Origin of the sequence: Pseudomonas sp. JV241A (genome assembly GCF_900275665.1) — a bacterium.
GTDB lineage: Bacteria > Pseudomonadota > Gammaproteobacteria > Pseudomonadales > Pseudomonadaceae > Aquipseudomonas > Aquipseudomonas wadenswilerensis.
Map to the genome: position 1 here is coordinate 26003 of NZ_OPYO01000031.1, position 19042 is coordinate 45044.

General features: G+C 65.7%; 16 protein-coding genes. 9 read left to right on the forward strand and 7 right to left on the reverse strand.

The genetic code is table 11. The features are described 5' to 3' along the window. The 6 genes from gspG to JV241A_RS19625 are packed head-to-tail and all read right to left on the reverse strand — an operon-like array spanning position 1 to position 7119. The gene (gene gspG, locus JV241A_RS19600) at positions 1 to 435 is read right to left on the reverse strand and encodes a type II secretion system major pseudopilin GspG (RefSeq protein ID WP_115088475.1); all 435 of its coding nucleotides are present in this window, start codon (positions 433 to 435) and stop codon (positions 1 to 3) included. Between the two features lie 14 nt (positions 436 to 449). Continuing rightward, positions 450 to 1652 carry a type II secretion system inner membrane protein GspF gene (gene gspF / locus JV241A_RS19605; protein ID WP_134064090.1) on the reverse strand — a complete coding sequence of 401 codons (1203 nt, stop codon included), beginning with the start codon at positions 1650 to 1652 and terminating at the stop codon, positions 450 to 452. A gap of 3 nt (positions 1653 to 1655) precedes the next feature. Beyond that, complete coding sequence (locus JV241A_RS19610) at positions 1656 to 3104, reverse strand: ATPase, T2SS/T4P/T4SS family (RefSeq protein WP_134064156.1); 1449 nt, start codon at positions 3102 to 3104, stop codon at positions 1656 to 1658. Positions 3105 to 3109: 5 nt separating this feature from the next. After that, positions 3110 to 5062, reverse strand: a complete 1953-nt coding sequence (gene gspD / locus JV241A_RS19615) for a type II secretion system secretin GspD (protein WP_115088521.1) — start codon at positions 5060 to 5062, stop codon at positions 3110 to 3112. 3 nt (positions 5063 to 5065) lie between these two features. Continuing rightward, positions 5066 to 5491, reverse strand: a complete 426-nt coding sequence (locus tag JV241A_RS19620; protein ID WP_115088477.1) for a pilus assembly protein PilZ — start codon at positions 5489 to 5491, stop codon at positions 5066 to 5068. Then, positions 5488 to 7119: a lipoprotein UxpA gene (locus tag JV241A_RS19625; protein ID WP_134064092.1), complete on the reverse strand. Its 1632-nt coding sequence runs from the start codon at positions 7117 to 7119 to the stop codon at positions 5488 to 5490. Before JV241A_RS19625 ends, JV241A_RS19620 begins: the two co-directional genes overlap by 4 nt. A gap of 237 nt (positions 7120 to 7356) precedes the next feature. Here JV241A_RS19625 and JV241A_RS19630 point away from each other — a divergent pair, with 237 nt between their 5' ends. Next, positions 7357 to 9405 carry a PhoX family phosphatase gene (locus tag JV241A_RS19630; RefSeq protein WP_115088479.1) on the forward strand — a complete coding sequence of 683 codons (2049 nt, stop codon included), beginning with the start codon at positions 7357 to 7359 and terminating at the stop codon, positions 9403 to 9405. 24 nt (positions 9406 to 9429) lie between these two features. Here the strand turns inward: JV241A_RS19630 and gspK are convergent, their stop codons facing one another. After that, a complete protein-coding gene (gspK, locus tag JV241A_RS19635) occupies positions 9430 to 10395 on the reverse strand; it encodes a type II secretion system minor pseudopilin GspK (RefSeq protein WP_134064094.1) in 966 nt (321 codons plus the stop codon). A gap of 143 nt (positions 10396 to 10538) precedes the next feature. On the opposite strand from gspK, the gene tatA reads away from it, so the two are divergent. The 8 genes from tatA to nagE all read left to right on the forward strand — a co-directional run bounded on the left by tatA (position 10539) and on the right by nagE (position 18958). Continuing rightward, positions 10539 to 10763 carry a twin-arginine translocase TatA/TatE family subunit gene (gene tatA, locus JV241A_RS19640; protein ID WP_115088481.1) on the forward strand — a complete coding sequence of 75 codons (225 nt, stop codon included), beginning with the start codon at positions 10539 to 10541 and terminating at the stop codon, positions 10761 to 10763. Then, positions 10763 to 11041, forward strand: a complete 279-nt coding sequence (gene tatB / locus JV241A_RS19645; protein ID WP_115088482.1) for a Sec-independent protein translocase protein TatB — start codon at positions 10763 to 10765, stop codon at positions 11039 to 11041. The genes tatA and tatB overlap by 1 nt, the downstream gene beginning before the upstream one ends. Beyond that, positions 11041 to 11796 carry a twin-arginine translocase subunit TatC gene (gene tatC, locus JV241A_RS19650; protein ID WP_134064096.1) on the forward strand — a complete coding sequence of 252 codons (756 nt, stop codon included), beginning with the start codon at positions 11041 to 11043 and terminating at the stop codon, positions 11794 to 11796. The genes tatB and tatC overlap by 1 nt, the downstream gene beginning before the upstream one ends. Positions 11797 to 11866: 70 nt before the next feature. Continuing rightward, a complete protein-coding gene (locus JV241A_RS19655; protein ID WP_115088484.1) occupies positions 11867 to 12598 on the forward strand; it encodes a GntR family transcriptional regulator in 732 nt (243 codons plus the stop codon). A 10-nt stretch (positions 12599 to 12608) separates the two neighbouring features. Then, entirely contained in the window at positions 12609 to 13706 is a 1098-nt protein-coding gene (gene nagA, locus JV241A_RS19660; protein WP_115088485.1) for an N-acetylglucosamine-6-phosphate deacetylase, read from the forward strand. After that, positions 13696 to 14718 (forward strand): SIS domain-containing protein, encoded by a 1023-nt coding sequence (locus JV241A_RS19665; protein WP_134064098.1) that lies wholly within the window; start codon positions 13696 to 13698, stop codon positions 14716 to 14718. The genes nagA and JV241A_RS19665 overlap by 11 nt, the downstream gene beginning before the upstream one ends. A 19-nt stretch (positions 14719 to 14737) precedes the next feature. Beyond that, the gene (gene ptsP / locus JV241A_RS19670; RefSeq protein WP_134064100.1) at positions 14738 to 17278 is read left to right on the forward strand and encodes a phosphoenolpyruvate--protein phosphotransferase; all 2541 of its coding nucleotides are present in this window, start codon (positions 14738 to 14740) and stop codon (positions 17276 to 17278) included. Between the two features lie 12 nt (positions 17279 to 17290). Beyond that, entirely contained in the window at positions 17291 to 18958 is a 1668-nt protein-coding gene (gene nagE, locus JV241A_RS19675; protein ID WP_134064102.1) for an N-acetylglucosamine-specific PTS transporter subunit IIBC, read from the forward strand. Positions 18959 to 19042: the final 84 nt, after the last annotated feature.

Below are 19042 nucleotides of genomic sequence, written 5' to 3' on the forward strand. Positions count from 1 at the left end.
CTAGAGTTCCCAGTTACCCAGGTCGGCATCGATGCCTTCACCGCCCTCGACGCCATCGGCGCCCAGCGAGTAAATATCGATGCGTCCGTGCTGCCCGGGGGCACGGTACTGATACGCCGTGCCCCACGGGTCTTGCGGCAGGCGGCGGATATAACCGTCGGCGCGCCAGGCCCGAGGCTGTGGTTCTACCGTCGGTTTGCTGACCAGCGCCGACAGGCCCTGCTCGGCCGACGGGAAGCGCAGGTTGTCGAGGCGATACATGTCCAGCGCCTGTTCCAGGGTCGACAGGTCGGCCATGACCTTCTGCTTCATGGCCTTGTCCTGGCTGCCGAGCACACTGGGTGCGACCACGGCGATCAACAGGCCGATGATGAAGATCACCACCATGATTTCCATCAGGGTAAAACCGCGCTGACGCGCGCGTGGGCTGTGCATGGTCTTGCTCCTTTTCAAAGTGTCAGGCCCTGATTGAGCTGCATGATCGGCAACAGCACGGCGAGGACGATAAACAGCACCACCGCGCCCATCACCAGGATCATCAGCGGCTCGAACAAGGCCATGGCGCTGTCCACCTGGCGGGCGAAGCCGCGCTCTTGGTTGTCGGCGACCCGTTCGAGCATGTCCGGCAGAGTGCCGCTGGCCTCGCCGCTGGCGACCATGTTGAGCAGCAACGGCGGGAAGTGGCCGCTGGCATCCAGCGCCCGGTGCAGGCTGACTCCGCCCTGCACGTCAGTGCCGACCCGTTGCAGGGCCAGGTGAATGCGCTGGTTGTTGACCGTGGCCGTCGCCACTTGCAGGGCCTCAAGCAACGGCACGCCGCTGCCGGCCAGAATCGCCAGGCTGCGCGACAGGCGTGCGCTCTCCAGCACCGCCAGCAGGTTGCCGATCCGTGGCAGGCGCAGCAGCAGGTCGTCGCGGCGCAAACACCAGTGCGGGCGGCGCAGCAACCAGGCGCCGAGCAGTGCCGCCAGCCCCCCGCCGAGCAGCAACCAAGGGCCGACCAGTACCAGCAGGTCGCTGATGCCGATCAGCAGCGAAGTGATCCACGGCAGATTCTGTCCGGAGTGAGCAAACTGTTCAGTGAGTTTGGGCACCACGAAGGTCATCAGGCCGACCACCACCGCCAACGACACGCCCATCAGCACGCAGGGATAGATCAGCGCCGTACGCGCCTTGTGCTGCTGGCGCTGGACCTGTTCCAGGTGTTCGGCCAGCCGCTCCAGCACCTGGGCCAGGCGCCCGGAACGCTCGCCGGCCTCGACCAGTGCGCAATACAAGCCGGAGAACAAGCCACCCTGGCGCGCCAGGCTGCGGGCCAGGCTCAAGCCTTCGGCGAGCGAACCGCGCACCGCCACCAGCAGGTTGCGCAACGCCGGTTCCACCAGTTGCCGTTCCAGGGTCGCCAGGGCATCCACCAGGGGAATGCCGGCGCCGGTCAGGGTTGCCAGTTGCCGGGTCAGTTCGCACAACTGGGCGCGGTTGACCCGTTGCCGGCGCGGCAGAACATTGCTGGCGTCATGGCGTTGCAACTGCCGGGTGAACAGCCCCTGCTCACGCAGCAACTGGCGGGCATGGCGCTCGCTGTCGGCCTGGATACTGGCCTTGCGCGCCCGCCCGTTGAGGTCTACCGCCTGATAGCGAAAGGTCGGCATGGCTCAGCCCTGCACCGCGCGCAGCACTTCGGCCAGGCTGGTATCGCCCCGGCGCAGGCACTCGCTGGCCATGCCGGCCAGGCTCTGCCGACGCCCGGCCAGGTATTCCTGCATGGCCACTTCGCTGGCGCCGTCGTAAAGCAAGGCAATCAGCCCGGCGTCCAGTTCGATGAACTCGTAAAGGCCGAGCCGGCCACGATAGCCGGTGCCCTGGCACTGCTCGCAACCGACGGCATGAAATGTCTCACTCAACTCGGCCAACTCCGGCCACAGGTGCCGCTCGGCCGCCTGCAAGGGTTGTGGCCGGGCACAGCGGCACAGACGCCGCACCAGGCGCTGGGCCATGACCCCGCGCAGGCACGAGGCAATCAGGAACGGTTCGATACCCATGTCACGCAGACGTGTCACCGCGCCCACGGCGCTGTTGGTGTGCAGGGTCGAGAGCACCAGGTGGCCGGTGAGGCTGGCCTGCACGGCGATCTGCGCGGTTTCGCGGTCGCGGATCTCGCCGAGCATGATCACGTCCGGGTCCTGCCGCAGGATCGCCCGCAGGCCGGTGGCGAACGTCAACCCGGCGCGCGGATTGATTGCGGTCTGGCCGATGCCGGCGATGGCGTACTCGACCGGGTCCTCGACGGTGAGGATATTACGGCTGCCGTCGTTGAGGCTGTTGAGGCTGGCATAGAGGGTGGTGGTCTTGCCCGAGCCGGTCGGCCCGGTGCTCAGGACGATGCCGTTGGGCCGCGCCAGGCAAGCGCGCAAGTCCTGCTCCACGGCCACCGGCATGCCGAGGTTGGTCAGCGCCAGCAGGCTGGCCTGCTTGTCGAGCACGCGCATCACCACCCGCTCGCCGTGAATGCCCGGCAGGGTCGAAACCCGCACGTCCACTTCACGCCCAGCCGAGCGCAGGGTGATGCGGCCGTCCTGGGGTTGGCGCTTCTCGGCGATGTCCAGCCGGGCCATGACCTTGATCCGCGACACCAGCATCGCCGATAGCGCTCGCGGTGGGCGCAGCACTTCGCGCAAATGGCCGTCGACGCGCAGGCGCACCACCAGGCTTTGCTCGAAGGTCTCGATATGAATGTCCGATGCCTGCAAGCGCAGGGCCTGGGCGAACAGGCCATTGATCAGGCGGATCACCGGCGCTTCGTCATCGCTCTCCAGCAGGTCTTCGATGCGCGGCATTTCGCTCATCAGGCCGTCGAGGTCGACCTGCTCGCCGATGCCTTCGATCAGCGCTGCGGTGGCGCCTTCGCCGGCCTGGTACAGCTGCCCCAGCTGGCTGTCGAAACTGGCGCTGTCGAGGTGGCAGACCTCATCCGGTTGGCCCTGTACGCGCAACAGTTCCTGCAATTGATCGCTGTCGGCATCACTGCGCAGCCACAGGCTCCAGCCCGTCGCCGACGGCGCCACGGCAAGGCCGGCCTGGCGGGCCAGGCGATAGGGCAACAGCTCCATCACCAGACGCCCTCGTCCAGGCGCTGGCGGCTGGCCGGGAAGGCTTGCAACAGCTTGCCGTCGTCGCTGATGGCCGGCAGTTTCAGCGCGGTTTCCTGCTGCAGGTTGCGGTACTTCTCGGTGCTCAGGCTGGCCAGGCTCGGGCCGTCACGCAGGATCCGCGGGCGAATGAACACCATCAGGTTCTGCTTCACCCCCTGGTGGCCGGAGGAACTGAACAGCCGCCCCAGCCAGGGAATATCACCGAGCAGCGGCACCTTCTGTTTGCTCGAAGTGACCTCGTCGCTGATCAGGCCACCGAGGATCACCAGGCCGTTATCCTCGACCATGACCTTGGTCTTGATCTCGCGCTTGTTGGTGATCACGTCGCTGGCCGAGGCGTTGTCGGCAATCGACGAGACCTCCTGGACGATGTCCAGGCGCACCGTATTGTCGATGTTGATCTGCGGCTTGATGCGCAGCTTGACCCCGACTTCCTTGCGCTCGATGGTCTGGTAGGGGTTGGTGTTGTCCTGGGTCACGGAGCCGGTGACGAAGGGCACTTCCTGGCCGACCAGGATCGACGCTTCGGCGTTGTCCAGGGTCAGCAAGGTCGGCGTCGACAGCAGGTTGAAGCCGCTTTTGCTTTTCAGCGCATTGACCAGCACGGCGAAGTTGAAGCCACCGCCGAAGTTGCCAAAGCCTGCGGTCAGGCCGTTGGTGCCGGACAGCAGCTTGGCCAGCGCGGCGTTGTCCTTGCCCGCCGCCGCCCCGGCAATGGCGGCGATGCTGGGGCCGCTGCTGCCGAAGTTGACCGTGCCGGCACCGAACTTCTCATCGGCAAACAGCCACTGCACGCCCAGCTCTTCGGCGCGCGAATCCGACACTTCGGCAATGATCGCCTCGACCACCACCTGCGCGCGGCGCACATCCAGTTGCTCGACAATGTTGCGATAGGCTGCCAGCTCGCTGTCGGGGCCGACCATGACCACGGCGTTGGTGCCTTCTTCATATTCCAGGCGGATCCCCGAGCTGCTGACCGGAGCCGGCGCCTTGTCATCCTTGCTGCCTTCGCCGGTGCCGGCCGGCAGCGTGTCCTGGCTGAGGCTGCGCAGCACCTTGACCACTTCACTGGCATTGGCATGGCGCAGGTAGATCACCTGGGTGTTGGAGCTGCGCAGGTTCTCGCCAGGGCGATCCAGTTGCGCCAGCAAGGCCCGCACCCGCTCACGGCTGTCGGCACTGCCGCGCACCAGCAGGGCATTGCTGCGCGGGTCGGCCACCACCTGGGCGCTGTCGGCGCCCTGCTCGCGGGCCAGCAACTGACTGATCAACTTGCTGGTGTCGTTGGCACTGGCATGTTGCAGCGGCATCACCTGCATCGGCTCGTCACTGACCTGATCCAGTTGCAGCAGCAGGCTGTCGATGCGCTCCAGGTTGCTGCGCCAGTCGGTGATCACCAGCAGGTTCGCCGCCGGATACGGAGTGATCACCCCGACCCGTGGATCAATCAGCGGCTTGAGGATCCCCAGCAGCTGTTCGCTGGCAGCGTTGCGCACATTGAACACGCGGGTGGCGACACCGTCACTGCCTTGCGCCGATTTGCCCGCTGTCTCCACCGGCACCGGCTCAAGACGCGCGGCCTGGTCGGGGACGATCTTGACGCTGCCGTTGGGCAGGTCGACGGCAGCAAAGCCCTGGGCGCGCAGTTGGGCCAGGAAGATGTCGTAGATCGCTTCGCTGTCGTGACGGTCGACGGTGCGCACGGTGACCTTGCCCTTGACCCGTGGATCGACGATGAAGGTGGTGCCGGTGATCTGCGAGACGCTGTCGATGAACTCGCTCAGTTCGGTATCGACGAAATTGACTTCGTACAACGGCGTCTCGTTGTCATCCAGCGCCACCGGCTCTTCGGCCCAGGCCAGGTTGAGGCCCAGGCTCAGCACGCTGGCCAGGCAGAGTCTTGCGATCATCATTCATCCTTGGCGCTTGAAGCCGGTCACGGCAGGCCGTGGCGGCCAGGGCAGGCGTTCGCGCCGCCCCTGGTTGTCGAAAATCAGGCCCTGGTCATCGATGCTCTCGAGCACGATGCCCGGGGCCAGGCGCTGGCCACGGCGCAAGCTGCGCGTGACCTGGCCGTAGCGCAGCACCACCACCGTGGCGCTGACCGGCACGGCCCTGAGGCCGCCCAGGTACTGCAGCGGTAAACGGGTCAGCGGCACAGCGCCGCTGTCGACCTGGGCCTGCCAGTGGCCAAGCATCAGGCCCGGCATGGGCGCAACGTCCTGCACCTGAGCCACGGCCGGCAGCGGCGCACGGCTGAGCTGCAGCACGCACTGGGCGGCGAGCCAGGCGGCCAGGCTCAGCAGCGCGGCGCTGAACAGGCGCGCACTACCGATCACGCGTTCAGCTCACGGGGATGCCAGCCGGGGTGACCCTGGACATAGCGCAGCTGCGGCAACTGCAACGCCGGCAGTTGCCAGTCGGCAGGCTGCTGCGCCAGCCAGGCTTCGACCCGTTGCCACAGCGGCTCGCCGCTGCTGGAGGCGTACTGCAAACCAAAAGTGCGGCACTGTCCCTGGGTTTCACTGAAGCCGGAGACGCGCTTGCCGTTCGGGCTGTAGCTGAGTTGCCAGGGCTGGCCCAGCCAGCGCGGCAGGTCCTGGCTGTTGTCGAGCAACAGCGGGTCGCCGAACAACTGCTCAGCGGCGTTTTCCAGCACCTGCTCGACTTGCCGGGCGGGCGCTTCGACCACCGGTGCCGGGTAACTGCCGGTCAGGCTGATCAGGTGTTCGCGGGTGATGGCCTGGCCGGCGGCCAGGGGGCTGTCATAACGCAGACCCGGGAGCAACACCGGGTAGCCGCTGTCGGCTGCCAGGGCCTGATGCAGCAGACGGTCCCAGCTGCCGCCGCGGGTATCGCGGCGCCATAGCGCCTGCGGTGCACGGGCCAGGGGTTGATCGAGCCAGGCCGCGTGACCGGCGCGTTGCTGCGCCAACAGCCCACGCAACTGCGCAGCACGGGCCTGGGCAGTGGCTGTCAGGCTGCTGTCGAAGGCGGGATGAAAATCTGCGCTGAACTGCCATTGGCCGGCCGTGCGTTGGCAGCGCACCTGAAAGGCACCGCAGGCGCGATTACCGGCAAACAGCACCGGCACCCGCTTGCCGCTAGCTTGCAGCACGGCAACCGGTTCCGGCCAGAAGTCCTGGCCACGGGCACAGAGCAGCAGGTCGGCATCGCTCAGACGCTCGGCCAGCCACAGGCCGGGGCCGGTGCCGACATCGGCCAGGGCGATCACCAGGTCCGCTTGCCCGCGGGCCTGCTCGAAGGCCGGCAACAGCGACTGGTACCACTGTTTGAGCGAGGCTTTCTGGTCCTGGGCATAGGGGTCGGTGATGCCGACCACGGCGACCCGTACAGCGCCTCGGCGAACCACCATGAAAGGCGCAACACCCAGCGCGGTGGCCTGCTCCGGAGCCAGGCCGGCGCCCAGCACGGTCTTGCCATATTCCCGGTAAAGGCCGGCGCAGCGCTGCGGCCAGAGCACCCGCTCATCGCTGCTGACCCGCACGTCACTGGCCAGCAACTGACTGCCTTCAACGCCACTGCTGCCCTGGGTCAGGTAGGCCAGCCCGCTGCCATTCCAGCCCTGGCCGTTTTCCAGGGTCAGGCAGTTGTCGGCCCCGGCGCGTTGGCGCAGTTGCTCCAGCAAGGCCGCCAACACGGCATAGCCGCCGGTGCGCACGCCATCGGCCAGGCTGGCGTCGAGCAGCGGGTTGAGTTCGGCACGGGCCTGGCGGGCGCTGGCGCCGGTCATCCATGGCGCCTGACCCAGGTGAGTAACCGGTCCCAGGCGCGTGGCCGGGACCACGGGTTTACCCGCCTGGCGGGCGTCGAGGGTGTCGGCGAAATACAGCACATCCAGCGAAGCATCGTTGCCGGCCGACGTCCCGCCCAGGCCAGCACAGGCCGTGAGCAGCGGCGCCGCAGCGCCAACGCCAATCCAGTTCAACACTTCCCGTCTGTGCATGTTCAGCCTGTCCCGTCGCCTTCGCGCTTGTTGGTTGTCGGGCCGGGATATTGGGGCGCCTGGATTACAGTTTGATGGCAGTTAATCGACAGCCGGGGCAAAACCTCAGGCAAATCAGGTGGTAACGATTTATTTCCTTCAACGCCTTTTAACAAAACTGCCAATCAATCATCACACTTGCTCACTAAAGTCCCGGTTTCTTTCACGCCGCATCATTGAACAAAAGGAACTGAACTGATGAGTCGAGACACCGGCGACAACCTGAACCGCAACCAAAGTGGCAACCTGCCCATGGACAGCGTTCTGGAGTCTTACCTGAGCCGCCGCAGCGTGGTACGCGGTGGCCTGGGCGCCGCGATCGCGATGATTGCCGGGACTGGCCTGACGGGTTGCTTCGACAGCAGTGACTCGGATGACGACGAACCGGTCGTCGAGCCACCAACCCCGCCGAAACTGAAACTGGGCTTCACCTCCATCCCCGGCTCGCGCACCGACGCCTGCGTGGTCGCCGCCGGATACACAGCCTACGTCCTGGCGCCCTGGGGCACGCCGCTGAACACCAGCGCCAACCCGTGGAAAGCCGACGGCAGCAACACCGCCGCCGACCAGGCCAACTCGGTGGGCATGCACCATGACGGCATGCATTTCTTCCCCATCAACGGCAGCTCCGAAGACGGCCTGCTGGCGATCAACCACGAATACATCGACGCCGACGCCCTGCATCCCAACGGCCCGACCAGCGACAGCAGCGGCAAGCGTCCGGTCGAGGAAGTACGCAAGGAGATCAACGCCCATGGCGCCGGGGTGATCCGCCTGAAGAAAGTCAGCGGCCGCTGGCAGGTGGTCGACAACGACCCGCTCAACCGCCGCTTCACCACCGCCACGGTGATGAACATCGCAGGCCCCCTGCGTGGCAGCGAGCACGTCAAGACGCGTTTCTCGAAGAACGGCACCCAGGCTCGCGGCACCAACAACAATTGCGGCAACGGCTACACCCCGTGGGGCACCTATCTGACCTGCGAAGAGAACTGGCCGGGGATTTTCGTCAACACCAGCACCACCCTGCCGGCCGACCAGAAGCGCATCGGCGTGAGCACCAAGACCGGTAACTACAAGTGGGAAAGCGTGGCGGGCGATCCGACTGAAGTGGATGGCGAATTCAGCCGCTTCAACATCACCCCGAGCGGCGCCAGCGCCAGCGATGACTTTCGCAACGAGGCCAGCACCTACGGCTACATCGTCGAGATCGACCCCTACACGGCCAATACCCTGGCCGTAAAACGCACGGCACTCGGGCGCTTCCGTCACGAAGGCTGCTGCCCGGGCCTGCCGGTGGTGGGCAAGCCGCTGGTCTGGTACATGGGCGACGACTCGAACAACGAGTACCTGTACAAGTTCGTCTCCACCGCGCTGTGGGAAGCGGCCGATGCCAACCCGGCCGACCGCCTGGCCACCGGCAACAAGTACATGGACCAGGGCAAGCTGTATGTCGCCCGCTTCAACGCCGACGGCTCGGGCGTGTGGTTGCTGCTCGACGTCAACACCCCGACCAGCAGCGGCAAGACCCTGGGTTCGATCTATGGCGACCTGCCGGGGATCATCCTCAACACCCGCGGTGCTGCCGACGCCCTGGGCGCAACACCGATGGACCGCCCGGAATGGACCACGGTCAACCCGCTCAATGGCGACGTGTACCTGACCCTGACCAACAACAGCGCGCGTACCGCTGCCAAGGTCGATGCCGCCAACCCGCGCGGGCCGAACCGCCACGGCCATATCATCCGCTGGCACGACAGCGACGATCAGTTGAGCTTCAGCTGGGACATCTTCGTGTTTGGCGCCAACGCCGCCGGTACTGCCGACATCAACCGCTCGGGCCTGACCGAACTCAACCAGTTCGCCAGCCCCGACGGCATGAGTTTCGATAGCCGCGGCATCCTCTGGTTCCAGACCGACAACGGCGAAAAAACCCTGACCGACTACACCAACGACCAGATGCTGGCGGTGATTCCTACCGACTTGGTAGATGCCGCTGGCAAGCAGGTCCCGGTCAATGCCAAGAACCAGGTCGACCTGCGCCGCTTCTTCGTCGGCCCTAACGGCTGCGAAGTCACCGGCATTGCGTTCACGCCGGACAACAAGTCGATCTTCGTCAACATCCAGCACCCGGACAACTGGCCGTCTACCGACGTCGCCACTGCCGTTACCCCGGCCGGCACCAAGGTGCGCCCACGGGCCTCGACCGTGGTGATCCAGCGTGCCGATGGCGGTGAAATCGGCGTGTAACCCAAGCGGCGCTCGCCGCAGCCCTTACCAGGGTTGCGGCGAACGGCTGATCACTTGCACCTGCTGGGCCGGCACCAGCGCGTGCCACTGCACGATCCCTCGTGCCCGCAGCTGAAATTCGCTGCGCATCTTCTGCCCGTCCTGTTCGAATTCCAGTTGCAGGGCAAAATCACCGCTGTTGAGCAGCAAGCCTTCGCTCAGCCGGGCAAACGTCGCGTCGTCCATGGCGCCCAGTGCCTGGCGCAAAGCCCCTGCATCGTGATAACCACCAGCGGGCCGGCCGGTGATGATCCGGGTCAGCAGCGAACGCGACACCTCCCCTTCGTACAGCGCTTCGAGCAACGGCAACTGCTCCAGGCTCAAGGCATTGGCATTCAGTCGCCAGCCGCTGGTCTGCGGCAGCGCGCACAACTGTGGATAGCGTTGCTGGCGCTGGGCGTCGGGCTCGAGCAGCAGGTTCAGTTCACTCATGTCGACCATCATCTGGTTGGCCGCCAGACGCGCAGGTGACTGGCGCAGGTACTGATCGCTCTCGGCGCCGCTGAGTCGGGCCTGGCCGTCGCTGTCGATCCAGTCCGCGAGGGCATCGGTCAGCCGTTGGGCGGCCATGTCATCGCCAAGCAGGTAGCGCAATTGCCGCGCGGCACGTTCGCCCTCTTCGCCAATCAACGCATTGACGTTGAAGCAGCTGTGCAAGTCGCGGATGCGCAAGGCCGCCGAACCGCCGGCAAAGGCATAGGACAACGGCTGCCCGCGCAGCGCTTGCCAGAACAACGGGCTGGCGCGCCAGGCCGGGTCTTTCAGGGCCTGTTCGGCAAAGGCCAGGCCGGCGGTTTCCATGGCCCTTGCCTGCACCCGTTGCTGCACCAGGCGCACGCTGTCGATCTGCTGGCGACCGTCCTGCACCAGCCAGGTCAAACCTGCGGCAAGCATCGCCAGCACCACCAGCACCATCAACAGCGCCGCCCCTTGTTGCCTCTTCGCACCCATGAACTGCACATCCCGAGCAAATAAGGCGTCAGTCAACACAACGGATGTTGCAGGCACATGGCAAATACATCTGCACGTCACTTTTGCGTCATAAAGCGCAGGCAGGATAAGGCCTTCTTTTTCATGAGCTTGGAGCGTTTTTCATGGGTGGTATCGGGATCTGGCAGTTGCTCATCGTGTTGGTGATCGTGTTCATGCTGTTCGGCACCAAGCGCCTCAAAGGCCTGGGTGCGGACGTGGGCGATGCGATCCAGGGCTTTCGCAAATCCATGGGCAATGGGCCGGCAGAGGACGACGTCATTGCCCAGGTCAAACCGCAGGCGCCGCTAAAGGCAGACAGCGTGCAACAAGCGGAACACCAGCGCTGATGTTCGAAGTCGGTTTTACCGAACTGCTGCTGGTGGGCATCGTCGCCCTGCTGGTGCTCGGCCCCGAGCGCCTGCCGGCGGCGGCGCGCACCCTGGGCCGCGGCCTGGGTCAGGCGAAACGCGCCATGGCGTCGATCAAGGCCCAGGTGGACCGCGAACTGGACACCCAGGCCTTGAGCCAGGAACTCGATGCCCTGCCGTTGCAGCGCCTTGAGCAGGACCTGCGCCGCGGCGTCAGCCTGCAGCCGGACAACAGCCCAACCAGCGGAAACCCTTGATGAACACAGCAACCCACGACCCCGGCATGCCGCTCACCGCTCACCTGCGCGAACTGCGCAAGCGCCTGGTGCGCTGCCTGCTGGCCATCGCCGTGGTTTTCCTCGGCCTGTTCCCGTTTGCCCAGACGCTGTACACCCAGGTCTCGGAGCCGCTGCGCCGCTACCTGCCCGAAGGCGCGAGCATGATCGCCACCAGCGTCACCTCGCCGTTCCTGGCGCCGTTCAAGCTGACCCTGATGGCGGCGCTGTTCGTGGCCATGCCGGTGCTGTTGCACCAGGCCTGGAGCTTCATTGCCCCGGCCATGTACCGCCAGGAAAAGCGCATCGCCCTGCCACTGCTGGTGTCGAGCATCGTGCTGTTCTATTCCGGCATGGCTTTCGCCTTCTTCGTAGTCTTCCCGATGATGTTCGGCTTCTTTGCCAGCGTCACCCCCGATGGCGTGGCGATGATGACCGACATCGGCCTGTACCTGGACTTCATCCTCGCCCTGTTCCTGGCCTTCGGCCTGGCGTTCGAAATCCCGGTGGCGACTTTTATCATCGTCTGGGCCGGGGTCACCGACGTCGGTACCCTGCGCAAAAGCCGCCCCTATGTGATCGTCGGTTGTTTCGTGGTTGGCATGCTGCTGACCCCGCCGGATGTGTTCTCGCAAACCCTATTGGCGGTGCCGATGTGGATATTGTTTGAAGTCGGATTACTGGCCTGTGCTGCGGTCGAGCGCAAGGGCAACCAGGAAATCGCCTGCAACAGCTGACAAGTGGTATTGACGTGGTATGCAAGTGGTATTAAATTTTTAATACCACTCGCCACCTGAAGCCACCGCCATGCCTCCGTTGACCGCCCTGCGCCCCGACGACACCCTGGCCACCCCGCTTTACCTTCAGTTGGCGCGCAATCTGGAACAGGCCATCCACGCCGGGCAGTGGAAAGCCGAACAGGCCCTGCCTTCGGAAAGAAGCCTCAGCGAAGCCCTGGACATCTCCCGGGTTACCGCGCGCAAGGCCCTGGAAGTACTGCTCGAACAAGGCCTGATCCGCCGCATCCAGGGCTCTGGTACGTTCATCACCCCGCGCCTGGAACAACCGCTCTCACGCCTGTCGAGCTTCAGCGAAATGCTCCGCCTGAAAGGCTTTACCCCAAGCTCGCAGTGGCTGGAGCGCAGCGTCGACGCGCCGTCGGCCGATGAGCTGGTGCGCCTGGGCCTGTCGCCCAACGAACAGGTGGTACACCTCAAGCGCCTGCGCAAGGCCGATGACATCGTCATGGCCGTCGAATACAGCACCCTGCCCGCGCGCTTGCTGAGCAACCCCGAAGCCATCGGCGATTCGCTGTACCAATATCTCGACCAGATCGGCAAACCGGTGGTGCGTGCCCTGCAACACATTCGCGCGATCAACGCCAGCGCCGAACTGGCCGCACGGGTCGGCATCCAGCCCGGCACCGCCATGCTGCTGATGACCCGGGTCGGCTACCTCGACGACAACACCCCCATCGAACTGACCGACACCTACTGTCGCGACGACTACTACGACTTTGTCGCCGAGCTGCGACGCTAGCGGAGCCCCCATGAGCGAACACAACATACTCACCCCGACGGGCTGGGTACGCGGACGCCTGTTGCTGCGTGACGGCCGCGTCGCCGCCATCGACGGCCAGCCGTGCGATCCTCAGGGCAATGATTTGCCCTACCTGCTGCCCGGTTTCATCGACCTGCACGTACACGGCGGCGGCGGCAGCGATGTGATGGAGGGCGCCGGAGCCTTCGCCACCATCGCCCGTACGCATGCCCGGTTTGGCACCACTTCGCTGTTGGCCACCACCATGACCGCGCCGAAGGAAGAACTGACCCAGGTGCTCGGCGAACTCGGCGCCTACGCCCGCCAGCCGCGCAGCAACGGCGCGCGGGTGCTGGGTGTGCACCTTGAAGGACCGTACATCAACCCGGGCAAGCTCGGCGCGCAGCCGAACTTCGCCCACTTGGGGTTGCTTGAGGAAGTCGAGGCCTACCTGGCCCTGGCGCCAATCAAGGTGATCACTATCGCCCCGGAAGTCGCTGGCCACCTGCCGTTGATCCGTGCCTTGAGTGAGCGCGGCGTGCGCCTGCAGATCGGCCACACCCTGGGCAGCTATGAAGAAGGCGTGGCGGCACTTGAGGCCGGCGCCACCAGTTTCACTCACCTGTACAACGCCATGAGCCCGCTGCATCACCGCGAGCCGGGCATCGTCGGCGCGGCCCTGGCCCATGCGCGCTACGCCGAACTGATTCCCGACCTGCTGCACGTACACCCCGGCGCGATCCGCGTGGCCCTGCGCTCGATCCCCTGCCTGTACTGCGTGACCGACTCCACCGCCGCCGCCGGCATGCCCGATGGCGAGTACAAGCTCGGCAGCCACACCGTGACCAAATGCCTGGGCGGCGTGCGCCTGCCCGACGGCACCCTGGCCGGCAGCACCCTGACCATGGACCAGGCCCTGCGCAACCTGGTGAAGATCGGCCTGCCTCTGGCCGAAGCCTCTCAGCGCCTGTCGCAATTCCCCGCCGACTACCTCGGCCTGGAGGAGCGCGGACGCCTGCAGGCCGGTAGCTGGGCCGACGCAGTCAGCCTGGATCGCAACCTTGAACTGATCGGCGTAATGGTCGAAGGAGAACACCTTGAGCTCTAAAATGCTTGCCGAGGCCCTGGCCTCGGCCACCGTCGTGCAGACCCAACTCGAGCGTTGCGATGCCCGTATCGCCGAGGTTGCCGAACACCTGCGCCGCCTCGCACCGCAGGTTGCCCTGACCGTGGCCCGGGGCAGTTCGGATCACGCCGCCAGCTATTTCGCCTACCTGACCATGCAACAGCTTGGCCTGCCGGTGGCGTCGCTGCCGATGTCGGTGGTGACCCTGCAGAACTCGCCCTTGCAGGTGCGCGGCCAGGTGGCCCTGGGCTTTTCCCAGTCGGGCCAGAGCCCGGACCTGGTCAACAGCCTGCAAACCCTGCGCGAACGCGGCGCCACCAGCGTCGCCCTGGTCAACGCCGAGGATTCGCCGCTGGAACGCGCCTGCCAATACAGCCTGCCGCTGTGCGCCGGCCCCGAGTTGAGCGTTGCCGCCACCAAGAGTTTTATCGCCACCCTCAGCGCCAGCGCCCGCCTGGTCGCCCACTGGCAGCAAGACCCGGCGCTGCTCGAGGCTGGCCTCGCCCTGCCCGGGCAACTGCGCGAAGCAGCGGCGCAAGACTGGAGCCTGGCCATCGAACAACTGCACGATTGCCAGCGGCTGATGGTCATCGGCCGGGGCGCCGGGTTTGCCGTCGCCCAGGAAGCAGCGCTCAAGTTCAAGGAAACCTCGGCGATCCAGGCCGAAGCCTTCAGCAGCGCCGAAGTGCGTCACGGCCCGATGGCACTGATCGATGCCCATTACCCGTTGCTGGTATTGGCGCCTCGTGGCGTGGAACAGGCAGGCCTGCTGCAACTGGCCGAAGACATGCGCCAGCGCGGCGCCAAAGTGCTGCTGGCCGCACCGGCGGACATCCCCCAGCGCAACCTGACCTTGAGCAGCGCCGCCCACCCGGGCCTCGACCCGCTGCTGGCGATCCAGAGCTTCTATGTCATGGCCGCAGGCCTGGCCGAGGCGCGTGGCATGGACCCGGACCAGCCCCGTCACCTGAGCAAAGTGACCCGAACTCACTGAGGCACCGAGGATCTTGCGCATGCCCGACAACAAGAACATCACCCTCCATGCACCCCTCGAAGGCCCCCTGTTGCCACTGGACCAGGTGCCCGACCCGGTGTTCGCCGGCGGCACCCTGGGCAATGGCATCGCCATCGACCCGCTCAACGACTGCCTGCAGGCACCCTGCGCCGGCACCGTCATTCAACTGGCAAAAACCCTGCACGCCCTGACCCTGCGTGCCGACAACGGCGCCGAGATCCTTATGCACATCGGCCTTGATACCGTGCAGTTGCAGGGCCGCGGCTTCGAAGCGCTGGTGGCCAATGGCGAGCGCGTCGAACGGGGTCAGCCGCTGATTCGTTTTGACCTGGACCTGGTCGCACAACACTGCACCAGCCTGATCACCGTCATAATCCTGAGCAATAGCAGCGAATACCGATTGCTGCCGCGCACGACCCGTTCGGTGGCCCTGGGTGCGCCATTGCTGGATGTCATTCCCAACGCTGGCGTCGGCGCAGTCAAAGCTGCCAGCGCAGGTGAGACAGTGCGCGGTAGCACCAAGGTCGCCCATCACGGCGGCCTGCATGCGCGCCCTGCAGCATTACTGCGCCAGACCGCCCAGGGTTTCGCCAGCCACGCCGAACTGCACTTCAACGGCCAGGTCGCCGCGCTCAACAGCCTGGTGGCGATCATGGGACTGGGGGTGGGCGAGCAGGATGAAATCGAAATCGTCTGCAGCGGTGCCGACAGTACGCCAGCCTTGCGCGCCTTGTTGGCAGCAGTCGCCACAGCGACCGTCGGCGAACAGCACGCCGGCCCTGCCGTCAGCGTCCAGGCCAAACCCGTCGCCAACCTGGAGCCCGGCATTCTCAATGGTGTATGCGCATCACCTGGCCTGGCCAGCGGCCCGTTGGCACGCCTGGATGCCATTCGCCTGCCGCACGACTCCGGCGGCCATCAACCCGGCCCGCAGCATCAAGCCCTGAACGTCGCGCTAGCCAGCGTCAAGGCCGCCATTGAAGCTGACCTGCAGCACCTGCAACAGGGCGACGCCGCAGCCATCTTCGAAGCGCACCTGGCACTGCTCGACGATCCGTCCCTGATCGATGCCGCGCGCCAGTGCATCGACCAGGGCACCGCCGCCAGCCACGCCTGGAGCCAGGCCATCGACGCCCAGTGCGCGATCCTCAAGGCACTCGACAAGCCGCTGCTGGCCGAGCGCGCCAACGACCTGCAGGATTTGCAGCAACGGGTATTGCGCGACCTGCTCGGCGAAACCCGAGAGCTGAACCTGCCGCCTTCGGCAATTGTCGCCGCCCATGAACTGACGCCCTCGGACCTGCTGCTGCTCGACAAGCACGCGGTAGCCGGGTTGTGCATGGTCGCCGGTGGCGCGACCTCGCATGTCGCCATCCTCGCCCGCGCCCGTGGGCTGCCATGCCTGGTTGCCCTGGGCCCGGAGCTGATGAACCTGCAGGCAGGCCAGGTACTGGTCATGGATGGCGAACAGGCCCGACTGGAAACCGCGCCAGACACCAAACGCCTGGCCCAGGTCGCGCAGCTTCGCCAGCAACAGCAGCAACGCCGCGATGAGCAGCAAGCCGCCGCCCAGGGCAGCGCCCAGACCCGTGACGGACGCCTGATCGAAGTCGCCGCCAATGTCGCCTCGGCTGTCGAGGCCGCCCAGGCCCTGACCCTGGGCGCCGACGGCGTCGGCCTGTTGCGCACCGAATTCCTCTTCGTCGACCGCCACACCGCTCCGGATGAGCAGGAGCAACGCGCCGCCTACCAGGCAGTGCTCGACGCCATGGGCGATCGCCCGGTGATCATCCGCACCATCGATGTCGGCGGCGACAAGCAACTGGACTACCTGCCACTGCCCCATGAAGCCAACCCGGTGCTCGGCCTGCGCGGCATTCGCCTGGGCCAACTGCGCCCCGAGCTGCTCGACCTGCAATTGCGTGCCCTGCTGCAGGTCAGCCCGCAGCGCCGCTGCCGGATCATGCTGCCAATGGTCAGCGAGGTCGATGAACTGCTGGAGATCCGCCAGCGCCTGGATCGACTGACCAGCGAGCTGGGCATCAGCCAGCGCGCCGAACTTGGGGTGATGATCGAAGTACCGGCCGCCGCCCTGCTCGCCGAGCGCCTGGCCGAACACGCCGACTTCTTCTCCATCGGCACCAACGACCTGTCCCAGTACACCCTGGCCATGGACCGCGACCACGCGGGCCTGGCGGCTCGCGTCGACGCCCTGCACCCGGCGCTGCTGCGCCTGATCGACCTCACCTGCCAGGGCGCCGCCCGTCATGGCCGTTGGGTCGGCGTGTGTGGCGCCTTGGCCTCGGACCCACTGGCCACTTCGGTACTGATCGGCCTTGGGGTCAGTGAGCTGTCGGTCAGCGCCCCGCAGGTCGGCGAGATCAAGGAGCGCGTGCGCCAGCTCGACAGCACGCAATGCCGCGCCTTCAGCCAGCAGTTGCTGGGTCTGTCCAGTGCCCACGCGGTGCGCCAGGCCTGCCGTGACTTTGATGCGCGGCCGCTACAACCACGCCATTCTCCACTTAGCACAGAACAATAACCGGAGCGCACCATGTACCAGCACTTCATTCAGGGCCTGCAACGGCTCGGCCGCGCCCTCATGCTGCCCATCGCCATCTTGCCGATTGCCGGCCTGCTGCTGCGCCTGGGCGACACCGACCTGTTGGACATCGCCCTGATCCACGACGCCGGCAATGCAATCTTCGCCAACCTGGCGCTGATCTTCGCCATCGGCATCGCCGTCGGCTTTGCCCGTGACAACAACGGCACGGCGGGCCTGGCCGGGGCCATCGGCTACCTGGTGCTGGTGTCGACACTCAAGGTGATCGACCCGCACATCGACATGGGCATGCTCGCCGGGATTATCGTAGGACTGCTCGGCGGCGCGCTGTACAACCGTTTCAAGGACATCCAGCTGCCCGAGTACCTGGCCTTCTTCGGTGGCCGGCGTTTCGTGCCGATTGCCACCGGCCTTTCAGCCGTTGGCCTGGGCTTGCTGTTCGGCTTGATCTGGCCACCGCTGCAGAACGGCATCAACAGCCTGGGCCAGCTGCTGCTCGACAGCGGAAGCATCGGCGCGTTCTTCTTTGGCGTGCTTAACCGCCTGCTGATCGTCACCGGCCTGCACCATATCCTCAACAATCTGGTGTGGTTCGTCTTCGGGAGTTTCGAGGGTGCCAATGGCCTGACCGTGACCGGCGACATCAGCCGCTATTTCGCCGGTGATCCCCGGGCCGGCCAGTTCCTGGCCGGGATGTTCCCGATGATGATCTTCGGCCTGCCCGCTGCGTGCCTGGCCATGTACCGCCATGCCCTGCCGGCGCGGCGCAAGCTGATCGGCGGCATCCTCCTGTCGATGGCCCTGACCTCGGCGCTGACCGGGGTCACCGAGCCTGTCGAGTTCGCCTTCATGTTCCTCGCGCCGATGCTTTACCTGATCCACGCCGTACTCACTGGCCTGGCCATGGCACTCTGCGACCTGCTCAACATCCGCCTGGGCTTTACCTTCTCCGGTGGCGCCATCGACATGGCCCTGGGCTGGGGCCGTTCAACCAATGGCTGGATGGTGTTCCCGGTAGGGCTGTTGTATGCGCTGGTGTACTACTTTGTTTTCGACTTCTGTATCCGCCGCTTCGATCTGAAAACCCCGGGCCGTGAAGATCAGCCCAGCGAAGAAGCGCCGGCCCCAGACAGCAGCGCGCCACGCGGCAAGCGCTACATCGATGCCCTTGGCGGCGGCGCAAACCTGCTCTCGGTGGACGCCTGCACCACCCGTCTGCGCCTGCTGCTTAAAGACCGTAGCCTGGCTCAGGATGCCGTGCTGAAAACTCTCGGCGCCATGGCCGTAGTGCGGCCGGGTTCCGGTGGCAGCCTGCAGGTGGTGGTCGGACCGCTGGCCGATACCATTGCCGACGAGATTCGCAACCAGTTGCCACATGCCCTGGCGAACACTGCTGAGCAGCCACAAGCGAAAATCGAGGCGACAGAAACCATGGCCGCTGACGATTGGCTCAGCGCCCTGGGCGGCAAGGATAATCTGCTGAAGGTGGAGTGCGTGGCCCTGACCCGCGTGCGCATCGAGTTCAAGGATGCGCGCAAGGTGGCACGCGAGCGCCTGCTGGCGCTGGGGTGCCAGGGGGTCAGTCCGCTGACGGATGGCACCTGGCATCTGTTGATGGGCAAGCGTGCTGCGGCCTTGAGCCAGGCGTTGCAGGGCTGAAAAGCATCGCGGGTCAAGCCCGCTCCCACTGTGGGAGCGGGCTTGACCCGCGATGAGGCCCGAGCAGACACAAAAAAGCCGCGA